Origin of the sequence: Methylobacterium tardum (assembly GCF_023546765.1) — a bacterium.
GTDB lineage: Bacteria > Pseudomonadota > Alphaproteobacteria > Rhizobiales > Beijerinckiaceae > Methylobacterium > Methylobacterium tardum.
Window position 1 is genome coordinate 1,006,135 of the sequence record NZ_CP097484.1, and the last position, 23,927, is coordinate 1,030,061.

A 23,927-nucleotide genomic window follows, 5' to 3' on the forward strand; every position below is an offset into this window, starting at 1 on the left:
GTCTGATCTTTGAGCGGGTTCGAAAAATAGGAGTTTGGAGGCATGCTCATGGTTGGAGATTCGAGCGCACGCTTACGGACAAAAGTCGCTTATGTGGTGCTTGCACATTCCGACCCGCAGCTATTCGGCCGCCTAATCAAGCGCATTGCGGGACCTTTTGTCTCGTGCTTCGTTCATGTTGACGCGAAAGCACCGATCGAGCCGTTTTTAGCTAGCGTTGCCGACGTACCGCAAGTGTATTTCGTAAAGCCGCGACTCCGGGTAATGTGGGCGGGTTTTAGTCAGGTGGAGTCCACGCTCCTAACAATAGAGAAAGCTCTAGAAGGAACTTGTAAAGAGTGTTCACACATTGTCATAATTTCAGGCGCGGACTATCCTTTGGCCGGAAATGAAGAAATTATAGATTTCTTTCAACGAAACAAACAAAAGCAGTTTATACGAAGATTCCTTGTGGCGAGCTGCGGTGACAGTCGACAGCTGTGGCGAGTAAGGGGCAGACATTTTAGAGAGCTAGCAGACCGTTTTACGCACAAAAGAAAACCGCTTTTTGCTCTTGAGCAATTTCTTAAACTTTGGCCAAGAGATCTTCCGAGTGAATTCGAAATAGCGTTGGGTTCTAACTGGGTTGCGCTGACTCGCGAGTGCGCAGCATTTTGTGTAAAAGAGGCGAGAGAAAATAGGATGCTGAAAACGTTTTTTCGCCCGGCGTTTGGACCCGACGAAATGTTTTTGCATACGATTGTGCAAAACTCAGAATTCGTGAGTCAAGCTTCTCCCGTAGAGCATTACGTCGACATTACCGGTCCGGGCGGCCCATTTCACTACGGCAACGTGCATGCTCTGGTTCCTAAGGTGCCGATTGTCGATTTAGATGAAGCCAGATCAATCGTGAGAGATCGCGGGCAAAAACTGTTCACAAGAAAGCTGTCCTCGAAGTTATCGCTTGATGTGCTGGCTTACCTCGACTCAGTAGCAGACGTTAGCGACCAACAGTATTAACTCGTCTTATGCGCGCAAACTGTCCGGCATGCAATTTCTACGTAGCTGGAGAGCTTTCGGTAGACACTGCTGTTGGTGGGGAGATAGACTTTGAGCATAGCGCCAATTGGCTTGATCACTATCTTCCTCGGGATTGTTTGCCTACAGTTTGGACAGAAATCGTCGCTGTACGTTTTTCTGATCACCTGCCTGCTCGGCTCTTCTTCCGCCATAACGCTCGGCTCGAGTGGTCAAATCCAACCCGTGCACCTGTTTATCCTATTTTTAGTTCCATATCTTCTTCTATCTCAGTCAAGGTGCGTCGCCGCAATTGATGCTATAACCTTCCCAAACCCCGGTTTTTGGCTTCTGGGGTTTACAGTCGTTTCAATTTTCGCAGCTTATTTTTACCCGCGCATCTTTGAGGGTGCCACCAATATTTTTGCGGTAGGCGCTACCGAGAGTGGGCAAAGTTTGATGCTTACTCCGCTTGCTCCGGTTGGGGGCAACACGACGCAGTCAATTTATTGTATGGCTAATTTGACGTGTTTCGTTGTGGTGCTGGCCATAGTCGAATCGAAGAGCGATATGGTTGCTTTAGCGACTGCCTTCCTGTTTTATGGCGCGGGAAACATTATCTTTGCGTTTCTCGATGTTGTGACTTTTTATACCGGGACAGACTATTTGTTGTCAATAATCAGAAACACGACTTATGTTATGCACGTAGATGAAATCTCTAACGGTTTGAAGCGCATAGCTGGATCTTTTACTGAAGCGTCATCATTCTCGACTGCCACCCTCGGCGTGTTTGGGTATTCAAGTGTTTTGTGGCTTTATGGGGTAAAAAGTTTTTGGTCCGGATCTATTGCGCTCATTTCATTGGTTATGCTTCTAATATCGACTTCCTCGACAGCAATTGTCTGCGCGCCCGCCGTGCTGGCGTTACTTTACTTTTTAGCCATGAAGGAAGCGTCCTCTTCCAACGTCTCTGCTAGTGCCATCGTCGTGGTCGTCGGAATCCCATGTTTAATTCTGTCTACGGCGTTGTTGCTTGCTATCAACCAGACCTATCTGGAAGGTTTGAATGATTTTCTGGCGACGTTGATCTTTGACAAAGCACAGAGCCAGTCTGGGTTGGAGCGCGCGGGATGGAATGCTGCGGCTCTCCAAAATTTTATAGATACACGGTTTTTGGGCGCGGGCTTAGGAAGCGTGAGGGCATCCAGCTTTATACTTGCTCTCCTCTCAAACGTCGGAGTTCCAGGCGCGATTTTGTTTTTTTTGTTTCTGTTTTCAGTGCTGTTCCGCAAATCAGATGTCACCGACGGCTTGTCGCCGGTGCGGTCAGCTGCGAAAATTGGAATGCTTGGGCTTTTGATGTCGTCTATAGTTTCTGGCGCACTAGTGGATCTCGGTTTTCAATTTTATTTGTTTTCTGCCCTGGCTTGTTCCGAAAAAAAAACGAGTACCAGGTTCTCGTCGCAGTAGCTGTGTCTTTGTGAAGTGAGCGCCGACGAGGGCTACGACGCCGATTGGCTGCGCGCTGACCTACGCAGAAGCGGCATCAGGCCGGTCATCCCGGGCAAGCGCGGCCGCAAGAGAAGGATCCGCCGCGACAAGCGGCGCTACCGGGAGCGCTGGCGTATCCAGGCGACGTTCAACCGCCTCAAGGACTTCCGCCGCATCGCCACCCGGTACGACAAGCTCGCCCGCAACTACGCCTCAGCCGTCGCCCTGGCTGCCGTCATCGCCTTCTGGTGCTGATCGAGTCCACAGCCCCTCCTGTACCAGGAGCGCCAGGCCGTTCATGCCGTAGCGCATATCGGTGAAGTCTGCGGCATCCAGACCTGGGCAGCCGACGGGACCGGAATCATCGCCGGTCCAGCCCGTCGAGAACACGGGTGAGCGCTGCGGCATCCACGCCGGCGTTGACGACGACGCGTCGACCCCGGCCCAGCACGATCACCATCCCGATGACGGCACTAGCAACGACCGGTACGGTGGCGGCCCGTCCTTCATTCGGTAGCTCGGCGTTCGCGCGAACGTTGTCCGAACTGCTTCTGTGCCCTAGCTTCAACAACAGAGGACTGGCAGCTAACAGCTTAGAGAACTACATGAAGATCTCAATCATTACTCCCGTCTTAAATGCGGAGCGTTACATTATAAAATGCATCGAGAATGTAAAATCAGTCAATGCGGGTGATATTGAGCATATTATTGTCGATGGCGGATCTACCGATCGAACAATTGAGCTCATCGAAGTCTTTCAGAAAAAGTATGAGTTGTTGAAACTCATCAAGGGTCCGGATAAAGGTCAATCTGATGCCATGAATAAAGGGGCGCGATCAGCAACTGCGCCTATCATCGGTATGCTAAACGTAGACGATACCTATGAAAACAACGCCATCGACGAAGCTTGTTTTATATTAAAGCAACAGATGTCACCGTCGTTAGTGGTTGCAAATTGTAAGGTTTTAGATGAGGATGGACGGTTTTTATTTTGGAATAAACCTTCTGACCTAAGATTGAAGCGACTTTTACTGGGAGGTGACGTAGCGCAGTTCCCAGCTAACCCAAGTGCCTATTTTTACCATGCCGCTGTTCATGATATAATCGGTTATTACGATGAGAATGAGCACTATGCTATGGATGTAGACTTCATCTTTGCGTGCTCGGCGAAAGTGAATGTGCTATACCATAATGCGCACTGGGGTAATTTTTATATGCGCGCTGACAATAAAACCGCAGTCGATCTGCCAAATTCACGTCGAAGAATTCGATTATTGAAACGTAAATATTTCAAAAAACTATCATTGACCGATAAACTATATGTGCTATTTAATGTGATATATCGCAAAGTGTCAAGATAGCTGCACATAAATCTGATTATGAGGCGGGTTCTCAGACGCGTTGAGTAATGCAGCTTATCTTGTAGAACTTAGTTGCGCATTGTGTTGCAGCCCACGGCGTGGATGCAGTGGCCGCCGAGCATTGGCTCTCTTGCCTTCGGCATCGGCACGAGCGGTCTTAGCGACCGCGTCGCTCTCGAAGCTCTCGGAGACCGAGATGCCGACAATGACCGGGAAGCGCTGGCGACGGCGGCCTTCAGCTGAGCGACATCGACCGCTACCCGCTGGTAGCTCGTAACCTTCGTCTGAGTGGCATCTTTTGGCTGACCGGTTAAGCGGGGGATAGGTAGCGCCCGAGGAGCTCCGTCAGATTTTGATGTCAGGGCGAGTGGGTATGTCGGAGCCGACCCGGCGCTTGGAGCTGTTCACCGGGGCTGGCCGGCGGCGGACGTGGACGGATGAGGAGAAGGCCGCCATCATCACCGAGAGTGACGGGCGAGGCACCTCGGCCAGCGCGGTGGCACGCCGACACGGACTGAGCGCCTCGCAGCTGTTCACGTGGCGGCGTCTGGCGCGTCAGGCTGGGAGGCTCGATGACCGGACCACACAGCGCCACCGCTTCGGACGTCGCGCCGAGAGCCTGCTTGAGGATCAACTCCTGTTCGGGCTGGATGAGGCCGAGCAGGTCGAGGCCGCGGGCTTTGCCGCCGAGGAGAGCGAGCCCACCAAGAACGAGGAGAGCGAGCCCGCCAAGAAGGAGGCCCGGAGGGCCAAGCGGCGCACGAACCGTGGGGCGCTCTCCGCTCACCTGCCGCGGGTCGAGTGCCTCGCCGATATCGACAGCACCGCCAGTCCGTGCTGCGCAGGGACCCTACACCGGATCGGTGAGGACGTGTCCGAGTGCCTCGACGTGGTGCCGGCTTAAAGTACGAGTGCTGGTGATCCGCCGCCCGCGCTAAGCGTGCCGGGCTTGCGGGGACGCGGTCGTGCAGGCCCCGACGCCGGGGCGGCTGATCGAGGGCGGTCTACCGACCGCCGCTCTCGTCGCGCAGGTGCTCGTCTCCAAATACGCCGACCACCTGCCGCTCTACCGGCAGGCGCAGATCTTCGCCCGCCAGGGCGTCAGCCTGGATCGCCAGACACTGGCCGACTGGGTCGGACGCGCCGCCTTCTTGGCTACCGGCCCGTGCACGAGCGGCTCTTGGAGACGCTCAAGCGCTCGGGCAAGCTGTTTGCCGACGAGACCACGGCACCGGTGCTCGATCCGGGCCGCGGCCGCACCAAGACCAGCCAGCTTTGGGCGTATGCGCGCGATGACCGACCCTGGGGCGGGACGGATCCGCCCGGCGTCGCCTACGTCTACGCCCCCGACCGCACGGCTGGACGACCGATCGCGCATCTCTGCGGGTTTGCAGGCGTCTCCAGGTCGACGGCTATGCGGCCTATGAGAGCTTGGCCAAGGGCGGCGCCGTGCAGCTGGCCTAAAGCTGGAGCCATGTGCGTCGGCACTTCTATGACCTCGCCGCCGCCTCGCCGATCGCGACGGAGACGCTCTCCCGCATCGCCGTGCTCTAGCGGATCGAGGCGAGATCCGCGGTCGCCCGGCCGAGGAGCGACGGGCGGCCCGTCAGGAACGAAGCCGGCCCATGATCGAGGCGCTCCAAGCTTGGTTGCGCGAGAAGCTCGGCCTCCTGACCCGCACACCATCGAACGCATGTTCGGGCGCCTGAAGGACTTCCGCCGCATCGACACCCGTTACGATCGGCTAGCCCGAAACTACCTCGCTGTCCTCTGTCTTGCGGCTACCGTCTGCTATTGGTCTCTGAGTCCGAATGGTAGCGCTCGCGCCCGTTCTGTTATACCCCTTCTAGAATAAGGACCGGTTATGAGATGCATTGCTGTGGCGAGTGCTGCGATTTCCAACAGCGGAGAGTAAATGCTAATGAAGGCTGCGAAGAATTCTGCGTTCTGTTATGTTACGGATATTTCGTATCTAGCTCCCACATTAATCTCAATTTCATCGCTAAGAAAAAAGCTATCTACCTTCTTACCTGTAACTTTAGTCCTAACATTGAAAGAAAATGAAAGCGTGTCAGACTTAGAGGAGGTTTTTAACCAACTTTCTATTCACGTTATACGTATTGATGCTAAGGATGTGGAAGGGATTTCTAAAGTCTGGGCACCAGGGCATGTCTCAAGAGCAGCGCTCGGACGTCTTCTTCTGCACGACATCCTTCCAACCGATATTGAGCGAATAGTATACCTTGATGGAGATACCGTCGTATTAAACGATCTTCTTGAGTTGGCACTCGCACCAATGTCCAGCGGGACTGTGGGGATGGTCGAAGACGCGATCTCGTTTTTTAGAAATGATAAATCAGATAACGGGCGATCGACCCGAGAGCACTTAAGCCGGATCGGCTTAAAGCCAGATGATCCATACGGCAATTCAGGAGTTATGGTTGCCAATCGAGAAGATTGGAAGAGTCTCTCGCTTGATGCGCTCGAATACTTACAGCATTCATCCGAGTGCTGTCCACCTTATCACGATCAGAGCGCAATTAACGCTGTTATTGGGCGTCGGCGTGCTTGCCTTTCAACCAGATGGAATTGTCAATCACGCTTTGCGCAATGGGATGACACCGCTCTTTCAAAGGCTTCGCTTTTGCATTTTACTGGTGCAAAAAAGCCTTGGATGGGATCGGTTTACCCCTGGCAACCCATCTTTGCCGAAATTAACGAGCTGAGGGACGGCTTGAATATACCTAGTTTGCCGCTGAAAACTATGAGCGCCGATGAATTAATCTCTTACAACTCGCAATTTATTCGTCCAGCCTCCATTTTGCGGAAGTATTTTGATCTCAGGCTCCGGCGCAGGCCTCAACTCATATCAAAGTACGACAACACCTGCATCATATAGGTGCGCGCATATTAAGCGATCCATGGGCGCAACTATTCACAAGGCATCACTTGTCTTAGAATTGCGAAATGGCGCAAAGATTTTGATGGACGGGAAAAATATCTTCCTGATTTTCCGTGATACCTATGATACATGAAAGGCGATGCGGCTCATTCAGGCATGATTGAAATATATGGCCTGTCCCTCCTATATTCCTATTCGGTCATCTGTGAGACACTGCTTGAAAATGGGCTGAACAGCTAATTTTTTGGGTGAGCAGCAAACATCACTGGTGTTAGGGGAGTGTAAGCGCTCGCTGACGGGCGCCTTGTGCGATGAGATCCTGGACTTGGATACAGAGCTGTCGCGAAGGCCTGTATCCGCCCTATGTCTGGACCTACGATCTCGCCCCATATCGTCGTAGCCGGCACGCGTCGCTCGTGGACGCGCGAGGACAAGCGGGCGATCCTCGCTGAGGCGGAGAGCACCACCGCCTCGGTCTCTCCGTGGCGCGTCGCCATGGTCTGACGCCATCGCTCTTCTTCCGCTGGCGGCGCGAGGCCTGGGACGAAGAGCGTGCAGCCTCCTTGCCGGTTCAGCCTACTTTCGTTCCGCTCGCGCTGCCGGCGCCGCCGAGACCGCCGGCGTGTGACCAGTCTCTGCCGCGCTGCGCCATCGAGGCGGAACTGGCCGACGGTCATAGGCTCCGTGCCGAGGCCGGGGCTGATCCAGCCCTGGTGCGAGATCTTCTCGCGGCGCTGCTGGATCGATGATCCCCGTTCCCTTGGGCTTGCGCGTGTGGTTGGCCACCGGTCACACGGACATGAGGAAGGGCTTCGACGGGCTTGCCGCGCTGGTGCAGGACCACCTGCACCGCGATCCGTTCTCCGGACAGGTCTTCGTGTTCCGCGGCCGTGCGGGGCGGCTGATCAAGGTCCTGAGGTGGGACGGTTAGGGGTTGTGCCTCTTCTCGAAGCGGCTGGAGAAGGGCCGCTTCGTCTGGCCGGGGATGGCGGGGGCCGCGGTGGCGCTCACACCGGCCCAGCTCGCGATGCTGCTGGAGGGGATCGACTGGCGGGCACGCGACCGGGCTCGGTGGCGAAATCCCCGTCGATCCTGACGGCCGCGGCCGGGGTGAAGCCCCATTCAGCGTGGCACGCCACTGCCGCAGCATCGAGGGCTGGATCCCGAGCTCGGCCGCGACCTGCATCTGCGGCCGGCCGCTGCTCTCCAGCAGGGCGACCGCTTCCCACCCGTGCGCACGGCCAGTCCAATGGAGTAGGTCAGAGCCAGCATCTCGGCCACGGTGTCGGTGGAGTGAGGCGGCTTGCCGGGCGCGCGAGCCTTGTCGCGCAGGAGACCCTCGACGCCTTCCTCGCCGTAACGCTGCTGCCAGCGCCATAGCGGCGGACTATGCTGGATGAGCTCGGCATGAGCCTCAATGTGGCGGGAGCGCTGGTCGCCGCCCAACGGCTTGGGCGCGACGCGGCCCAGGCGCCGCTTCTGCTGTGACCAGCGGCTGGAGCTAGCCCGGCTCCAGCCGAAACACCCGGTGGCTTGCCGGCCGGCGGCCCCAGCGGACACGACCGAAGCCACACGCTGACGCAGATCAACGGACAAGGTTGTCGGCATGTTCGCCTCCTGCCCCATCACCCCCCAGCCGCCCAGCGCAGCTTCCGACCGAATGAGCCCCGCTCTAGATCGCAGTCCGATTATACCACCAAACGCGGCGACTAGGCCTTTTTCAAAGCAGCAATGATTCCCATCAATGCCTGAAAATCACCGCGAAGAGTCTTCTTGAGCAAAGCAAAAAGACAAGAAAAGTATACCAATCCGCCTACGCAAAACTCCGCCCCATACGTCGGCCACCCTAAACTGCTGAAACTATCTATGGCATACACGATGCCTCCAGCGACAGAAGCGGAAAGCAAGATAGAGACAAAATTTCTTAAAAGAGCCGCTTTTTCAGCGCCAGCGCCATCAGGGACGACAACAGTTACTGCTACCGCTTGGATAACAAAGGAGATGGCAAGAAGCCAAGCGATCACGACCACATCAAACCAGATGCCGGATGCGATAGCGATCACGCGAAAAAGATTTACCGAAACAGTTATAAAAGCGCTCCGAGCAACAATACCATTCCGCAGCAATATTTGTCCGCTGAGCCAGGAGGCTCCTGCGATCGCATAGGGCAATAATAAGATGCGAACGAATCCCGCAGCGTGATCCCACTGACCGCCAAGCACAGATGGGAGTATTTTCGGAGCAATGATAGACATGAACACCGCAAAAGGTACCAAAATAACGAGGATCAGACGCGAAAGAAAAAGATGGATTCTCGCAATCTCCGACGCGTCGTGGCGAACTGCATGGGAATAAAAAGCGCTCAGGATTGGATTGGTGACAGATTCACATGAGAATCGAACAAGCTGAAAAGCCAACGTGTAAGAACCAAGTAGGTCGGCGCCGAACAACCGACCGAACAAGGAATTCTCAATTATCTTACCGACGGTATCACTTACCCGCATCACAATCAGCCAACCGCCAATCGATAGATGCCCGGAAAGCGTCGAAATATCAAATTCAAAGTGAGGACGGGCTCGTGCCGCTATATTTAGAATAAGGGCTCGAACTGCGAGAGATGAAACATACTGCGCGGCCAAACTCCAAGCGCCACCACCGTGAAATGCACAAGTCAGACCAACAGCGGCTCCCGTAAGCAAACCGCACAAATCAGCTCCGCAATGGAACAGCAAATTACCACGTCTAATTAATCTTGCGTCGGCTACAATCGAAAAGGCAAGCAACGGAAGAGACGCGGATAGAAGAGCCATGAGTCCGACTAGCGTCTGTTCGCCCGAGACCGAGGCCAGTATAAATCCGGAGCAGCAAACTAAAACTCCCATCAAACAACAAGTAGCTAGAAGGGTCCAAAATGCCGTGGACCAAAGAATACGATTGTTTTCACTCTCTCGGGCTAAAGATGCGCCCAATCCACCATCCGCTAGAATTATGAAAAGGCTGACTGTCGGCAAGGCGAGTGCGTAGATACCGTAGTCTGACGGGGTCAGTAGTCTCGCGAGTACAGGTAAGGTTACGAGCTGAAGAGAAACACGAATTATGTTGACGAGAGTTCCCGCCCCTACATTTGCGATAAATTGTTTGCTTTTGCCGCGGCTTTGAACATTTCCGGTCTCGAATTCTCCACCCGTAACTGTAGTAACAGAATCTGTCTGCAACAAAGCTTCTGTCGATACATCGCTATTGAGCCCCATTTGTCTACCTTTTGCGGCAGTCGAAACGGATCTCTGCCGGCTGTAGAAACCTTCTTCGACCACTCGGATGGCGGTGTTCAATAACGCAATTTCACGTTCACCGGACCGCCTGTCTGAGAGGCTTCCGATGTTTCTAAAATGTTCATGTATAGTATTGCGTGCGCAGCTATATATCTCACTGCGACCAGCGAAACCTGTCATTCGAGACTTAACAATAGCGTCGGACAATATCGAGGCATATTCGTCTACGGTAGCCATCTTTAACCTTATCGGACCACCCTGACTCAGCGGGATCGTTGCCTATAAGCGCGAACATACTCGACTGACATCACGGCGGGAGATATCATTTTATCGATAGGCCATCCACCACCCAACGCAAAATTCACCAAAATGTACATTGGTTGGCGTAGCTCATCAGGCGTAGGAAACTCTAGATATTTCCGACCATCTAAAAAGAATTTTGTTGAGGTTTCAGTGATCAAAACACCATAATTATGGTACGCACTCGTCAACGATTTTGGAGGAACATCAACAACATACCCAACGTGTCTCGAATCGACCTTTTTCCAGAAATGCAAGACGGTGTGAAACCCCGCATTGAACTGGCCGTAGTACTCCAGAACGTCGATCTCTGTTGATCCATTCACTTTATCGGCTCCGACGAGCCAGAATGCCGGCCAAGTTCCCGCTCCTTCAGGCAACTTAGCACGCATTTCGAAGTAACCGTATTTCTGTGTGAAGCCTTGCTGACCGGGACCGTCCCGATCTACCGAGCAGATCAATCCGGACGTCCATTTCCCCTCGGGGGATTTTCGAGCAATGATACTCAAACCATTCTCGGAGAATGCGAAAGGACCGTTGCCGCCGGGATCGCTGAATTGAGCCTCTCCAAAATCGCCATTCCAAGGAGTATGCGCCAACCATTTTACATGATTATTGAAGCTCGAAAATGGCGCCCGCCCAACTACGCTCGGCTCAGCGAAATTGTCTTCGAAGGATAGTTCCATGTTTTTTAGGTCAATCTGTTCCTCTCCTGGCTGCAAGTGAACTTGCTCCTCTGCAGCGCAGGGGCCTGAATTAACTCCGAGAAATACTATTGAAAGAAGAAACAGTTTGTACAGCAGCGCTTTGCGGATTAGCATCCCCATGGAGCTCGACCTCTCATTATCGGTTAGAAGATGTCCTGTTGCTTGAATTTGTCGGCGCTGAGTTCAGCTGCGTCGACACTTGCAAAACGTCGCCTGGTTCCAGTCGGGTCATTAGGTCGGCAGCAGCACGTTCACCGGACGCTGCCCGTACTATACTATATATTATTACTCTGTCGTCATCTGTTGAAAGATCCAGCGCTCCAAACAACTTGGCTTCTTCGATCAAACCGGACGCCGTGCTGATTTTCTGCTGATTCTGATCCAAGCGAGATCTGATTTCAGAAATCTCCGCCAGAGCGTCAGTCCGAAATTTAGTAGTCAGTGTGACTATATCGCGGTCAGCTTGGGATAAGTCCTGTTGCGCCCTCAAAGTGGCGATCTGAATGTCTAGTTTGTTACCTTCCAACGACGCAACGTTTTGCTCTGCAGAAATTTGCCGCTGAGCAATCACCATACCCTTCGACGCTAGCTCGTTGACATTTGATAGATCTTTGCGAGTTAATGATATTTGACGCGAAATATTACTATCTTTAGTTTCCAGTGATGCCAGCTGTGATTGAAGGATTTTCTTTGCTTGATTTATTGTGGCGAGTTGCGCCTCTAAGGCCTCGCGTCGACCGAGAAATAACGAAGTCTCCTGTTGCATCGCCAGTTTCGCGCCAGGGCTTGCGGCCTGTTGCATAAGCTCGTGCGGGTAGGTGACCGAACTTTGCCCGCCGATTTCTGCATTAAGCCGAGCCTGACGCGCTAATAATCCGATGCGCTCGACTCCTAAAAGCCGAGCGTCCCCGCTTCCAGTGATCACCTCTCTTTCGGTCCTCGAGTTGTCTCGAGCGCGACGCATACCCTCGGCGATACTTATAGCTTGCATCACTGTAAGTGACGGCACGTAGTCGTATTTTCCAGGACGCTGGACGGCTCCTGTAATATAGAAAGGCCGATATTTTACGATTTGAACGGATGCTGTAGGAGTAGTAGATAGTCCAACTTTATTTTTCAACTGGGTTCCCACCGCTAACGCAAGTTCGCTCGTGGTGAGACCTGAGACGACCACATCGCCGATAAGTGGCAACGAGAGACGCCCATCGGCGCCAACGATAAATTCACCGGTCAAGGCAACCCATTGATAGGGATCCCCGTTTCGCACATCCCAGACTTTTAGGGCGACACGATCTTCCGGACCAACTGTGTAACGCACCTGCGAATGTGCGCTAGTCGATATAAGTCCCGTAATAGCCATCTGGAGGAAAAACCATTTGACTACGTAATGGCTTTTGGTGTATTTTCGGTTCTGCCTTGTTGAGGATGTCATAATTCTTCCTTCTATCGAAATCGTTCACTGCCTTGTTTTGTTCACTGCTGCCTGTCTATATCATGCTAGGATGCCGGTTGCAGAGGTACACTCTTATTTTCCAGGATTGCATGTGGCCCAATCATGAGAAGCATTAAGTTTTGCCCTTGGCATTCTGATAAGATGCGACGCGGCCATTTTCTTAGAAACGTTTGCAGGTTCGTGGCGGTATTCTTCGGCGGAATGGGGCGGTGTGGCGACATGAGGCCTAGGAATTGAATGATGAAAATTGTGCATTTTTTAAAACATTGTGATCTAAGCAACGGCCACGTTCATGTGGTGGTGGATCTAGCATGTGCCCAGGCTTCTAGAGGACATGACGTTGTGGTCGCCTCGGGAGGCGGCGCATACACTTCCTTTTTAGAGTTGCACAAAGTTAGACACGTAACGATCCCTCAGTCGGCTCGCCGCGCACCCATTGCTGTGGCCGCTTTTCATAGCCTACTCAGAAGGGAAAATCCAACCGTCGTTCATGCGCATATGATGGGCTCGGCAGCAATTGCTTATTTATCGACGCGCTTCAAAAAAATTCCGCTTGTCACGACCATGCATAACTCCTTCGACAGACATTCATTCCTTATGCGGTTAGGCGACGCCATAGTTGCAGTGTCAGAGTCTGAACGTCGGCTTCTCCTGTCTCGCAAATATGATTCGCGAAAGTTAAGAGTGGTTTATAATGGACCGATAGACTCTGTGAGGGAGAGCTTGAACCCTGGGAATCTTGTAACTATTCCGGCAAAGTCAATCATTTCAGTCTGTGGTCTTCATGGGAGAAAAAGGGTAAATCTGACCATCGAGGCGTTTGCTCAACTTTCAGCCACTTATAGTGATTGGTATTTAGTTATTGTTGGCGATGGTCCCGATATGCAGAAGTTGAAGGATTTGAGTATGGCCCTTGGTGTTGAGAGTCGTGTGATATTCCAGGGTCACCATCCGAATCCGCAACAGCTCCTACGTCAGGCTGCCATATTTGTAAATTTCGCCGACGCTGAGCCATTTGGCCTAGCAGTGGCCGAAGCGCGAGCGAGTGGTTGCGCAATAGTAGTATCGGATGTTGGTGGCATGCCGGAAGTCGTTGAGCATGGTCGCGCGGGTACAATCGTTTCCGATTCCGACCCGAAGACAATCGCCCGGGCGCTCCGTGAGTTGATAGCGAGTCCTGACAAACTTTCTGAACGCAGAATGGCTGCGATGACTGGCTTAGATCCGTTTAAAGCGATGAATATGGCTTCTAATTATGACTCTGTATATGCCGAAGCTGTGGCACGCTTCGCGCATCCGTAATCACTTAAACTATGATCTGCGGGTCGGCTTTGCTATGTTGTTTTGGGTGTTGTCCTGATAAAGGTGAGCCAAATCGGTCGGAGGTATGGCCTAGGTCGTGTAGGTAATCTCTTGAAGCCGGATGGTTCGTCTGCGCCCAATCTCCGAGAAGTGCGCACAACCGTTTCACCACCTCAAGCACCGAGTAGCCGCGGCCGTAACCGCAGTTCAGCGTCAGGCTCTCGCCGCCGGCTCTCAGGTGATCGAGCGCGACCCTGTGGGCTGCGGCGAGATCGGAGACTTGGATGTAGTCGCGCAGGCAGGAGCCGTCAGGCGTCGCGTAGTCGGTCCCGAACACGTCGAGCCGTTCGCGCTGCCCGAGGGCGGCCTGCGTGGCGACCTTGATCAGGTGCGTGGCATTGGGCGTCGACTGCCCGGAGCGGCCAGCCGGATCAGCACCGGCCACGTTGAAGTAGCGCAAAATCACGTAGGAAAAGCCGTGGGCGGCCGCCGCGTCGGCGATCATCCACTCGCTCATGAGCTTCGATCGGCCGTAGGGGTTGATCGGCTTCAGCGGCAGATCCTCGGGGACGGACCGGGAGGCGACCGTCGCCTCGGCCAAAACCTTCCTCTCCGCCGCAGCCGTCATGATCCTCGTCCGACGCCTCGCCCACGCCTCATGAAATATCGGGCTGACTCTAAGCTCGACTCGTATGAGGCGTTTCCGCAAGGGGGGCCGGAGATCGACGCTTCGGACGGGCGGGGGAGCCGGGATGTCGTGCGAGCGCCGGGCTCGCGGATCCACTCGTATCCGGCGGAACAGAACGTTCCTGACCAAGATGCCTCATGCGAGGCGAACCGGCTGAAGGCGGCGGGACCCATCTTTGGCGACGGCAGCAAACCCCGTCGAGCTCCGGTCACACGCCTGCCCCCACTCGTCCGACGTGCCGTGGACCGGCTCGGCGGACGAACCTTGATCCTCAGGCCGCCTTCAGGCGCGCGCCCTCCGGAACCAGCCCGGTGGCGAGATAGCGCCCCAGGGCGACCAGCAGTTTGCGCGCCAGCGCCACCGCGGTGATCTTGCGGATGCGACCGCGTGCGGTGCCGATCCGCTCGACGAACCAGCGGGCGAGCCCGCTGCCCGGCTGATAGCGCAGCCACAGCCACGCCAGTTCGACCATCGACTTCCGCAGGAGTGGGTTCCCAGCCTTGGAGATGCCCTGGTCGCGCTGCCGGTCGCCGCTGGCGTACGGGCTCGGCGTGAGACCGGCATAGGCGGCCACCTGCTTGCGGTTGGCGAAGGGCCGATACAGCGCCTCCCGCACCAGCACCGTGGCCAGCTCGGTGCCGATGCCACCGAGCCGGGCCAGACGCGCCACCTTCTCGGCGTCGGCGTCCGTGACGGCCGGATCCGCCACGGCGGCATCGCGCTCGGCCTCGGCGGCCGCGACCTGTTCGAGCACGAGTTCCAGCCGCCGGAACTCGCGCTCGATCTCGCCGCGCAGGCGCTGACGCAGGTCGCGCCCGTCGCCGGTGCGCACCTCGTTCAACCGCTCCCAACGGTCGCGTCGCAGCGGCTGGAACGTGTAGACGCCCTGGGTGGCGAGCAGGCCCTTGATCCGGTTGACGTGCTGCACCCGCTCCGCGATCAGGCGCTGACGCTCGCGATGAGTGCGCCGCGCATCCTCGCGCTCGACCGAGGGCACCTGCACCATGCGGCAGGCGGCGTGATCGCCGCGGCACCAAGCCATCAACGCCCGTAGTAGCATGGCAGCGTCGAGCCGGTCGGTCTTGGCCCGTCGCGCGCGGCGGTCGACCTGGAGGCTGCCGGGATCCATGACGAAGCAGGTGATCGCCTCGGCCGAAAGCCGACGCTGCAGCCAGAAGCCGTCGTACCCGGCCTCGTAGCCGAGGATGATCGCGACCTCTCGGCCGGAGCTGCGCTGTTCGCGAGCCTGCAGGCGGCGCAGCAAGGCGAGCAGGCCCTCCACGTCGCCGCCGCTCACCCGGTGTGCGGAGGTCTTCCCGCTCGGGATGGCCTGGGCGGCCAGGAGCCATGCCGACTTGCTGAGTTCCAGCGTGACGAACACAGCAACCTCAGGCAGGTTTGTCTGGATCTGTTCATGATCAAGCATGGCCAACTCCGGTCCAAGGTCAGAGAACTGGAGAGTGATGCAATCTCCAGCTCCCTGCATGGTATCTTTGGCCACTCATGCGGCGTGGCAGAGGGCATAGGCCCAGGGCGGTGGCAAACGGAAGCGGGGTTTTGTTCGGGCGCGTCGGCGCGGTGATGTTGTCAAAATCCGCTCGCGCCAGATCGCATAGCGCACGGCGGCCAGAGCATCGGCGAAGGTCGGGCGCGGTTTGGGGTACCACGCAGCCGCCGCGACGCGTCGCCATTGGCGTGCCGAGAGGCGTGCGGCCAGCAGTGTGACGATCGAGAACAGGGCGAGCAGGCAGGGCGTGGTGCGGGCGATCGCCGTGTCGGACCACTGCCGCTGCGTCTCGACCCCGAGATGGGCGCGCGCTTTCTGAAAAGTGACCTCGATGGTCCAGCGCCGCACGAACCACCCTACGATCTGCGCGGGCTCGCGCGTCGGATCTGTGCAGAGCAGCGCCTGGGGTGGGAAGCGCGCTTCGGGATCGCGGATGAGCACCCAGCGGATCGGCACGACGGGCAAGCCACCGTGCCGCCACACCGCGGTGTCCGAGGCGATCTCGATCGTGCGCTCGCCTGCCCCGTACCAGCCAGGCACCACGACCGCGTGCCAGCGCGCGTCCTTGGCCGCGAGGATCGCGGTGAGCGTCGGCAGCCGCGCGCCTTTGGTCCGCGGGCGCTTAATCGTGCCCGGCGGGCGCGACGGGGCGGGATCGTAGAGTGCTGCGTCGAGCCGCAGGCGGGTGATTGCCGTGATGCGAGCGCGGCGCCTCGCGTCGAGGAACAGCAAGGCCGAGAAGCCGCTGTCGCCCACAACGACGAGGTCGCACCCCGGCAGCCAGCGTCGGGCCTGGAGGGCAAGTTGGCCGCCGACGTTGAGCAACGGCTTGTGCCGACGGCCCCGTTCGCGACAGGCGCGCTCTGACGGCACCAGCGCGGTCAGAAACGGCAACGCCCAGATGCGCCCCGCCCGGGGAATTGGGGCGAGCAACATCAGGCTCATCCAGCGCAGCCCGCTTGCCTTGACGAAGTGGCCGTCGGAGGAGCGAACCGGATCACGGTAGATACCCTTGGCCGCGATCCGCTTGCCGCGGCGGCGGGAACCCCGCTTAGCGCCGGGCTGGTCTGGTGTATGTCAGCGTGAGCGGCGCCGAGGATGTTCCGCTCTTGGACAGGACAGGTGCTCCGCGCTACTAAAATCCGGTCTGAATCCCGCTGTGCGAGCACCGTCCGTGGCTATGGGTTCCGCATTAAGACAGTTCCACTATCGCCGGTTTTTCCACTTTCATAGCCACTGCCGCCGAGGCCTTTAGTATGTGCAACCACCAAGGTTCTTTGGACAAGCGAAGCGCCCTGTTGATCGATCCGTCAGTCGTGGGGCAATCGCACCTTCTGGTCAACACAGGAATGGTGCGCCTCGTCGCCCTGCGCTACGCGCGTATTGCCATCATCGCCGAGAACACCCACTGCGACGCACTTAAGAAATACCTTGGGGCGGAAATTAGCAACCAAGTTACTTTCGTTCCCTGGCACCGTAGGAGTGAAATTAGAAAGACCGTACGAGGGTTCATCGCGGGTGAACAATTCGATCAAATCATCTTCACGAATCTAGAGTATGGCATATTTGCCTATATGAATCTTTTTCACAAGCGGGCGAGCTCAAAGCCGATCCTCTGGACACTTCATAGCCACCTCCTGAAGGCGCGCTCGTCCGGCAAAGCAGCGCGGATCAAGAACGTTGTCAAATGGTATTTCCTCTTCCGCGCGTTCCGGAAGGTTAAGTTCATTGTTTTGGGAGAGAGAATCCGCGCAAGCATCGAAGCTTCCATCGGCTCCTTTTCCGACGCGGCAATATCGTAGCCATTACGCACCCTGTGGGTATCACAAAGCTGCCCGGGCGCACCCCCAGTGCCGCTGGTTCGCTAAGTAAATTTCCCCGCGTCATATTCATGTCGGGCTGGCATGGTCTATCGCCCAACAACAAGGAATTGTTGAGCAAAATTGAGCGCCTCCCTCCGAAAAATCATCGCTTCGAATTTGTCGCGCTCTCAAACAAGTTCCAAGCGGCTGATGCTCAGAGGGAAAAATCATTCTTGACCGATTATGCAGACCGTCTCAATGAGATCGCTAGAGCCGATTTCTTTCTGCATCTCCCGAGCGACTCCTACAAACTGCAGGCGAGCGGTGCATTGATGGACATGCTGCTGACGGGCACTCCGGTGATTGGGCTGCGGACCGACTTTGGGGACGAGCTGACGGAGATTATAGGACCATTCGGATACTTTTTTGACAAACACGACGATTTGCTAACCTTCTTCTCCTCCGCAGAGCTTGATCCTGCTGAGGTCTACCAGTTTCGGTTTAACTTGGCAGCGGGCTGTGAGAAGATCGTCGCGCTTAATCAAGCCCAATTCGACGCCGCGGTCGCCTCATAACTGCTCACGCGTTGCGCCGACGCTGGGGAACCTCGCATTGTAGGCAGAGTTCCGTCTGGGCGGTCTCGAATGCGTCCTCAATTACCCAGCGGCGGCCCTCTACCATCACCAGCTCCTCGATCGGGATGCCGGCCGGGCACCAGGTCGTGAAGGCAGGCCAGAGTGAGGGCGGATGGTGGTGTAGTCCTCGAACAAAGCCGACAGAAGCCGCATCACGGTCCCGGCGTCAGGGCGAACGCAACCGGTCGGCCACGACCATCGGCCAACTGAAGCACGCCCGAGAACGCCGCCAGGTGCGTGAGCGGGCGCTCGCCCTTCCGGTCCGGCGAGGCGAAGAACACGGCCGCCGGCGGACGCACCCCACCGTGGGGGCGCTCGTCGTGCACATACGCCCAGAGCCGGCCAGTTCTCGTCTTCCCCGCCCCGGGCGCCAGGATCGGTATCGTCGTATCGTCACCGTGCAGGACGTCCGACCCGGCGATCACTTCCGTCCGCAGGAGATCGACCAGCGGGGCCAGCACGGCGGCTGTGGCGCCCATCCAGCCGGATAGGGTCGAGGTCTGCACGTGACGCCGTCCCGCGCATAGATCTCAGCCTGTCGATACAGAGGCAGGTGATCATCGAACTTCGCCACGGCGATGTGCGCGAGCTGGCGAGTTCACCGCGGAGCTTCTCGATCAGTGTGTTGGCATGAACGGCGTCCCTCGCCATGCCGACGATCATGCGTTTGAGCGCATCCACATCATCCGGCAACGAGGCAGGATCGAGAGCCACTCCAATCGCTTAGCTTGCCCACGATGGCTCCGCCAGCCCCTTCCCTCAGCCCGCGATGCGCGGCCGGTCCGTGCGCTCGGGTGCCCGTCCGATCAGGCTGACGAGATCGCCCGTCTGCGGCGTGAGCTCGACCGCACGCGCATGGAGCGCGACGTGCTAAAAAGCCCTCGGCATCTTCGCGGAGATGCCCAAGTGACCTTCGCCTTCATCGAGCAGCATGCGCAGACCTGCCGGTGCGTCTCATGTGCCGCGCGCTCGGAGTCTCACCGAGCGGCTTCTACGGGTTGGCGGTCACGGCCAGAGAGCGCCCGCTCAGCCTCCAACCGCCAGCTCCTGGACGACGTCCGGCGCATCCATGCCGCCCATCACCGACGCTATGGTGCCCCGCGCGTGCATGCCGCCCTGCGGGCCGAGGGCCGGTCTATCAGCTGCGGGCGGGTGGAGCGTCTCATGCGCCGGCATGGCATCCGTGCCCTGGCGGGGCGTCGGTTCCGGCCTTGTACGACCGACAGCCGCTACGATCTCCCGATCGCCCCAAACCTCCTGCGGCAGAACTTCTCGGCCGCGCGGCCAAACACGGTCTGGCTGGCCGACATCACCTACCTGCCGACCGGCGAGGGCTGGCTGTACTTGGCCGCCGTCCTCGATCTGGCCACGCGCAAGATCGTCGGCTGGTCGATGCGCGATCATATGTGCACCGAGCTGAGCGCGGCTGCGCTGATGATGGCCGCCCAGCGGCAGCGGCCGGCTGCTGGGCTCATCTGCCACTCGGATAACGGCAGCCAGTACGCGGCGGAGGCCTACCGGAAGCAGCTCGCCGCCATGAGGGCGAAGCCGTCGATGAGCCGCACGGCCTAGGGCTCACGACAATGCTCCGATGGAGAGCTTCTTCCACACGCTCAAGGTCGAGCTCGTCCATCAGCGACGATGGGCAACCCGGGATGAAGCGCGGCGCGATCTGTTCGCTTGCATCGAGGGCTACTACAATCGGCAGCGCTTCCATTCGGCACTCAGCTATCTCACGCCTGAGCAAGCCGAACGGACCGCGAGCTAATCTCCCGGTGTCCGCGAGATCAGGGGGGGATCACCTCGATGCCGTCAACGGCGAAGCTGAACCATCCGTCTGAGTCAGTGCATCAGGTTATTTGAGATTTGTGGTGAAACCTAGTGCACTGACTCAGACGGATGGTGCAGCCTGGCTGTTAAGGATTGCGGCGGCCGGCTTGGTCCAGACGAAGGGCCTTGGCCGCTTGTTGTGCTCGGCGATATAGCGCTTGATCGCCGCTTGCAGGTCGACGATCCCGGTGAACGTGCCGCGTCGCAGCCGCCGACGTGACAGCGCCGAGAAGAACCCCTCGACGGCGTTGAGGAAGCGCAGGAACTCGGCGTGACGATGGCGCTGCATGCAGCGGCCGATCACGGTCCCCTCCAGCACGTCGAGCGCGGCAAACAACGTCGTGGTGCCGTGACGAACGTAGTCGTGGGTGCGGGTCGCCGGTCGTTCAGGAGCGAGTGGACGGTCGGGCCGGGTACGCTCAAGAGCCTGGATCTGGCTCTTTTCGTCCACAGACAGCACCACCGCATGACGGGGCGGGTCCATGTAGAGGCCAACGATATCCTCCACCTTCTCGGCAAAGGCTGGGTCGGCGGAGCGCTTGAAGGTGCGCACCCGGTGCGGCTGCAGGCGGTGTTCCTGCCAGATGCGCTGGACCGAGCGCAGCGAGATGCCAGTCGCGGCAGCGACGGCGCGACCGGTCCAGTGAGTGACCTCGCCGGGCGGCTCCGAGCAGGTGAGAGCCAGCACCGCACCGACGGTGCTGGTGGAGTGAGGCGGCTTGCCGGGCGGGCGGGTCTCGTCGTGCAGCAAGCCGTCGACCCCCTCTTCGGCAAAGCGCTGTTGCCACCGCCAGACGGCGGGTAGGCTGACGCCGGCCTGGTGGGCGACCTCAAGGACGACAGGCGTTCGGCCGAGAGCAGGACGATGCGGGCGCGCTGGATGTGCTTGAGGGGGCGAGCGCGATCCTCGCTGATCGCGCGCAGCCGTGCCTTCTCAGCCTCGGTGAGGATCACGCAGACAGGCTGAGCCATGCCCCAGACTCGCATGTCTCACGCCTAATATGAACCTTCTGAATGCGTCAGCGCACTAGCTATCCGCGCCGCCGGACAGTCTTAGCGGTGGATGGGTCACGGCCAGCCATTGCTCAGAAACTTGACGCAGCGCGAAGATCTAGCTAGTCGCGGTCAGAATCAAGGTGCAACATTTTCACGGACCAAACAGCGCAAGGCTACCAGAGTCTCATGCAAAAACCTGATCGTCATCGTAACACAAGGAAGCCAAATTCAAAATCTTCGCCCGAGGTCGCTGTCGTCGTCGCGACACTGGGACGCGCCAGGGTTGTTGCGCAGACGCTGAGGCGAATCGAAAATCAAACTTATAAACCTGCGACGATCATTATTTCTTGTGCCGCCGCCGAAGATTTTGATGATGCTTCTGATTGGCCCAATGTCACCGTCGTGACCGGTCCGGTAGGTTTGGCGGCTCAGCGTAATACAGCGCTGTCTGCATTGTCCGAAGCAATTGAGATTGTTGTTTTCTTCGATGATGATTTTGTGCCTGCGGCTGATTGGATCGAAATTGCTGTTCGTGCATTTAACGACAACGTAGACGTAGTCGGCTTTACAGGTTCTTTGATCGCGGACGGAATCAAAGGACCTGGTTTGAGCTTCGAAGACGCCGATCGCCTTATTGAGCAAGCGCCGCCCATCGGCTTAGTTTCATTGGTCGAGCCATTCAGCCCTTACGGCTGCAATATGGCTTTTCGTCGCTCAGCCGTTGGTTCTTTGCGGTTTGACGAGCGTCTCGTTCTATACGGCTGGCTTGAGGATCGTGACTTCGGAGCGAAACTGAAATCAAAGGGCGGACGGCTCGTTAAGTGCATGCAGGCGCAGGGCGTTCACCTCGGTGTTAAAAGTGGTAGGGTAGCGGGTGATCGGCTCGGCTATTCTCAAGTTATAAATCCATTGTACATGCTACGAAAAGGAACTATGACCTATATCCAAGTAGTAGATCATATATTTAGAAATGTAATCAGCAATCTTGTTGGCTCGTTAAGGCCAGAGCCTTACGTTGACCGTCGCGGCCGGCTTCGCGGAAACATCCGTGCAGGTCTAGATGCGTTGCTGGGGCGCTTAGATCCTGAACGTGCGGTGCGAAACGTACAAAAACCGGAGTAATCCTGGTGCTGTTATGCAGGCGGTCGGTGCAAGCTGGCTGTCGAGGACGGCTGCGGCGAGTTTAGGGTTTGTTGTCCCCTGAGGTGATCGAAGACTGCGGCGAGGCAGGGGCGCCGCTAAAGCTGGCGGCGAACTTCCCATAGTGCCTAGTAACCGCCTCGAGAGCGCGCGCCTTCCGGCAACAATCGGCGACGATCGAAGCAGCTCCACATCCGTCTACTGCGCCCGATTAAACTACTTACCGGACGGATTGCTTGTGTTAAAAGATACGCACCAGTTTTCATCCGCCGTAGACCATGATATCTGTAAAGCGTGTTTAACAAACTGAGCACCGCATCCGTCACATCTGAAAAGGCGATTGAGTTGCTGCGAAATAATAGTTTTCACTCACTTTACACGTCCGCTAAAGCTCACATTCGGCGATTGTTCAAATCGCGGGAGGTCATATCTGTAAAAGTGAAGATCGACCCGCTGAGAAAGGCAAATTATGTAGTCGTTATGGTCGTGCGAAACGAGGGGTTTCGGCTGGAGCATCTAATAAAATACCATCAAAAGATTGGATTCGAGCATTTTATCATAATAGACAATGAGTCTTCCGACGGCACTATTGAGAAGTTTAAGAATCGTTCGAATGTTAGTCTATTCAGAGCAATTGGCAGCTACAGAGATGCGCGTTTCGGCATCGATTGGGTAAATCACATAGCTTCTAAGTACTGCGTTGGTAAGTGGGTGCTTCACATAGACGCAGATGAATATTTTGTGTACCCAAACATGGACACCGTAAACATTGCAACGTTTACGGACGAATTGCAATCGAAGGGGCGCGTATCGTTACAATGTTTAATGCTTGATATGTATAGCCGGCATCCTGTAGCCCATAATGTCGTTCTCGAAGGCCAAGATCCGGTAAGCGTCTGCTCTTTTTTTGATCGAACTGGGTATCGCTATGAGTATGAACCGCTTACTAATACAACATGGATTAAGGGCGGAGTAAGAAGCCGTATCTTTTTCTCTGAACTCGAAACCGGCCCTGCTTTGAACAAGACTCCTTTGGTTTTATGGCGTCGCCATTTTGCGTTTTTAAAGTCAAGTCACCAACTTTGGCCTTTCTGTTTAAACGGGCGCAGCAAGGAAAGCTTCGAAAATCCTACTGGGGCATTATTGCACTATAAGTTCTTGTTTGATTTCAATCATAAAATAAAAGAAGAACTGTTGCGTAAACAGCATACTCAGGAATATACTTCCTATGCTGCCAACCTGGATGCCGGCCTGAAAAGTACTTACTTCGATCCGAAAATAAGTGCCGAATTTGTTGATTGGAAAAGCTTGCTGCAAATTATGGATATACAATGTTCCAAATCGTTATAACACAATTTCTGCTCAGCCACAGTCACCCCCAGTTTCCGGTGAGTAGAATAACTAGTTGCTTGCATTAAAAGGTTTCGTGCCTTATCGTTATTCATTTCTGATAAAAAAATAGGTGTAGCACCCGTTTAGCTGATCTCGGAAAGTCTTGCATTCCGGATCTCGATATTTATTTTGAGACTAATTGAAGCAAGCTTT

General features: G+C 56.3%; 16 protein-coding genes and 11 pseudogenes. 16 read left to right on the top strand and 11 right to left on the bottom strand.

Translation table 11 applies throughout. The features are described from left to right. Window positions 1-42: 42 nt before the first annotated feature. From M6G65_RS04875 to tnpB, 8 genes and pseudogenes are all read left to right on the top strand, one after another. Complete coding sequence (locus M6G65_RS04875; protein WP_238200053.1) at window positions 43-999, top strand: beta-1,6-N-acetylglucosaminyltransferase; 957 nt, start codon at window positions 43-45, stop codon at window positions 997-999. 90 nt (window positions 1,000-1,089) lie between these two features. Further along, window positions 1,090-2,466, top strand: coding sequence for a hypothetical protein (locus M6G65_RS04880; protein WP_238200055.1), 1,377 nt, complete (start codon window positions 1,090-1,092; stop codon window positions 2,464-2,466). A gap of 15 nt (window positions 2,467-2,481) precedes the next feature. Next, window positions 2,482-2,742, top strand: a pseudogene (locus M6G65_RS04885) (transposase); the annotation flags it as partial. A gap of 137 nt (window positions 2,743-2,879) precedes the next feature. Beyond that, window positions 2,880-3,848 carry a glycosyltransferase gene (locus tag M6G65_RS04890; RefSeq protein ID WP_238200057.1) on the top strand — a complete coding sequence of 323 codons (969 nt, stop codon included), beginning with the start codon at window positions 2,880-2,882 and terminating at the stop codon, window positions 3,846-3,848. Window positions 3,849-4,221: 373 nt separating this feature from the next. Then, a pseudogene (locus tag M6G65_RS04895) lies at window positions 4,222-4,359 on the top strand (IS66-like element accessory protein TnpA); the annotation flags it as partial. 18 nt (window positions 4,360-4,377) lie between these two features. After that, window positions 4,378-5,527 (top strand): annotated as a pseudogene (tnpC, locus tag M6G65_RS04900) (IS66 family transposase); the annotation flags it as partial. 242 nt (window positions 5,528-5,769) lie between these two features. Then, window positions 5,770-6,747, top strand: coding sequence for a glycosyltransferase family 8 protein (locus tag M6G65_RS04905; protein ID WP_238200058.1), 978 nt, complete (start codon window positions 5,770-5,772; stop codon window positions 6,745-6,747). 802 nt (window positions 6,748-7,549) lie between these two features. After that, window positions 7,550-7,846: pseudogene (gene tnpB, locus M6G65_RS04910) on the top strand (IS66 family insertion sequence element accessory protein TnpB). Here the strand turns inward: tnpB and M6G65_RS04915 are convergent. The 6 genes and pseudogenes from M6G65_RS04915 to M6G65_RS04940 all read right to left on the bottom strand — a co-directional run. Beyond that, a pseudogene (locus tag M6G65_RS04915) lies at window positions 7,802-7,963 on the bottom strand (IS3 family transposase); the annotation flags it as partial. The pseudogenes tnpB and M6G65_RS04915 overlap by 45 nt on opposite strands. Window positions 7,964-8,001: 38 nt before the next feature. Continuing rightward, window positions 8,002-8,136, bottom strand: a pseudogene (locus M6G65_RS04920) (IS630 family transposase); the annotation flags it as partial. A 9-nt stretch (window positions 8,137-8,145) separates the two neighbouring features. After that, a pseudogene (locus M6G65_RS04925) lies at window positions 8,146-8,358 on the bottom strand (IS630 family transposase); the annotation flags it as partial. A gap of 101 nt (window positions 8,359-8,459) precedes the next feature. Next, the gene (locus M6G65_RS04930; protein WP_238200059.1) at window positions 8,460-10,259 is read right to left on the bottom strand and encodes an oligosaccharide flippase family protein; all 1,800 of its coding nucleotides are present in this window, start codon (window positions 10,257-10,259) and stop codon (window positions 8,460-8,462) included. Window positions 10,260-10,285: 26 nt separating this feature from the next. Then, on the bottom strand, window positions 10,286-11,149 hold the full coding sequence (locus M6G65_RS04935; RefSeq protein WP_238200060.1) for a glycoside hydrolase family 16 protein: 864 nt from the start codon (window positions 11,147-11,149) through the stop codon (window positions 10,286-10,288). 16 nt (window positions 11,150-11,165) lie between these two features. Then, a complete protein-coding gene (locus M6G65_RS04940) occupies window positions 11,166-12,461 on the bottom strand; it encodes a polysaccharide biosynthesis/export family protein (RefSeq protein ID WP_238200061.1) in 1,296 nt (431 codons plus the stop codon). Between the two features lie 258 nt (window positions 12,462-12,719). On the opposite strand from M6G65_RS04940, the gene M6G65_RS04945 reads away from it, so the two are divergent. Further along, entirely contained in the window at window positions 12,720-13,784 is a 1,065-nt protein-coding gene (locus tag M6G65_RS04945; protein ID WP_238200062.1) for a glycosyltransferase family 4 protein, read from the top strand. 163 nt (window positions 13,785-13,947) lie between these two features. Here the strand turns inward: M6G65_RS04945 and M6G65_RS04950 are convergent. Continuing rightward, window positions 13,948-14,355, bottom strand: a pseudogene (locus M6G65_RS04950) (NAD-dependent epimerase/dehydratase family protein); the annotation flags it as partial. Between the two features lies 1 nt (window position 14,356). Here M6G65_RS04950 and M6G65_RS33870 point away from each other — a divergent pair. Beyond that, window positions 14,357-14,446 (top strand): annotated as a pseudogene (locus M6G65_RS33870) (IS5/IS1182 family transposase); the annotation flags it as partial. A 297-nt stretch (window positions 14,447-14,743) separates the two neighbouring features. On the opposite strand, the gene M6G65_RS04955 reads toward M6G65_RS33870, so the two are convergent. Continuing rightward, on the bottom strand, window positions 14,744-15,898 hold the full coding sequence (locus M6G65_RS04955) for an IS110 family RNA-guided transposase (RefSeq protein ID WP_238200097.1): 1,155 nt from the start codon (window positions 15,896-15,898) through the stop codon (window positions 14,744-14,746). Between the two features lie 75 nt (window positions 15,899-15,973). Beyond that, entirely contained in the window at window positions 15,974-17,002 is a 1,029-nt protein-coding gene (locus tag M6G65_RS04960; RefSeq protein WP_347710493.1) for an IS701 family transposase, read from the bottom strand. Window positions 17,003-17,235: 233 nt separating this feature from the next. Here M6G65_RS04960 and M6G65_RS04965 point away from each other — a divergent pair, with 233 nt between their 5' ends. Together M6G65_RS04965 and M6G65_RS04970 are read left to right on the top strand one after the other, a co-directional pair. Continuing rightward, window positions 17,236-17,781 (top strand): hypothetical protein, encoded by a 546-nt coding sequence (locus M6G65_RS04965; RefSeq protein ID WP_250103635.1) that lies wholly within the window; start codon window positions 17,236-17,238, stop codon window positions 17,779-17,781. A gap of 89 nt (window positions 17,782-17,870) precedes the next feature. Continuing rightward, window positions 17,871-18,356: a hypothetical protein gene (locus M6G65_RS04970; protein WP_250103636.1), complete on the top strand. Its 486-nt coding sequence runs from the start codon at window positions 17,871-17,873 to the stop codon at window positions 18,354-18,356. Between the two features lie 254 nt (window positions 18,357-18,610). On the opposite strand, the pseudogene M6G65_RS04975 reads toward M6G65_RS04970, so the two are convergent. After that, a pseudogene (locus M6G65_RS04975) lies at window positions 18,611-19,005 on the bottom strand (IS66 family transposase); the annotation flags it as partial. Between the two features lie 41 nt (window positions 19,006-19,046). Here M6G65_RS04975 and M6G65_RS04980 point away from each other — a divergent pair. Both M6G65_RS04980 and M6G65_RS04985 read left to right on the top strand, forming a co-directional pair. After that, a complete protein-coding gene (locus tag M6G65_RS04980) occupies window positions 19,047-19,988 on the top strand; it encodes an IS3 family transposase (protein WP_250103637.1) in 942 nt (313 codons plus the stop codon). A 19-nt stretch (window positions 19,989-20,007) separates the two neighbouring features. Next, window positions 20,008-20,184, top strand: coding sequence for an IS3 family transposase (locus M6G65_RS04985; protein ID WP_250103638.1), 177 nt, complete (start codon window positions 20,008-20,010; stop codon window positions 20,182-20,184). 123 nt (window positions 20,185-20,307) lie between these two features. Here M6G65_RS04985 and M6G65_RS04990 read toward each other — a convergent pair. Further along, window positions 20,308-21,218: pseudogene (locus tag M6G65_RS04990) on the bottom strand (IS630 family transposase). Between the two features lie 210 nt (window positions 21,219-21,428). Here M6G65_RS04990 and M6G65_RS04995 point away from each other — a divergent pair. Both M6G65_RS04995 and M6G65_RS05000 read left to right on the top strand, forming a co-directional pair. After that, window positions 21,429-22,364, top strand: coding sequence for a glycosyltransferase family 2 protein (locus M6G65_RS04995; RefSeq protein WP_238200093.1), 936 nt, complete (start codon window positions 21,429-21,431; stop codon window positions 22,362-22,364). A gap of 456 nt (window positions 22,365-22,820) precedes the next feature. Further along, window positions 22,821-23,732 carry a glycosyltransferase family 2 protein gene (locus M6G65_RS05000; protein WP_238200092.1) on the top strand — a complete coding sequence of 304 codons (912 nt, stop codon included), beginning with the start codon at window positions 22,821-22,823 and terminating at the stop codon, window positions 23,730-23,732. Window positions 23,733-23,927 lie beyond the last annotated feature (195 nt).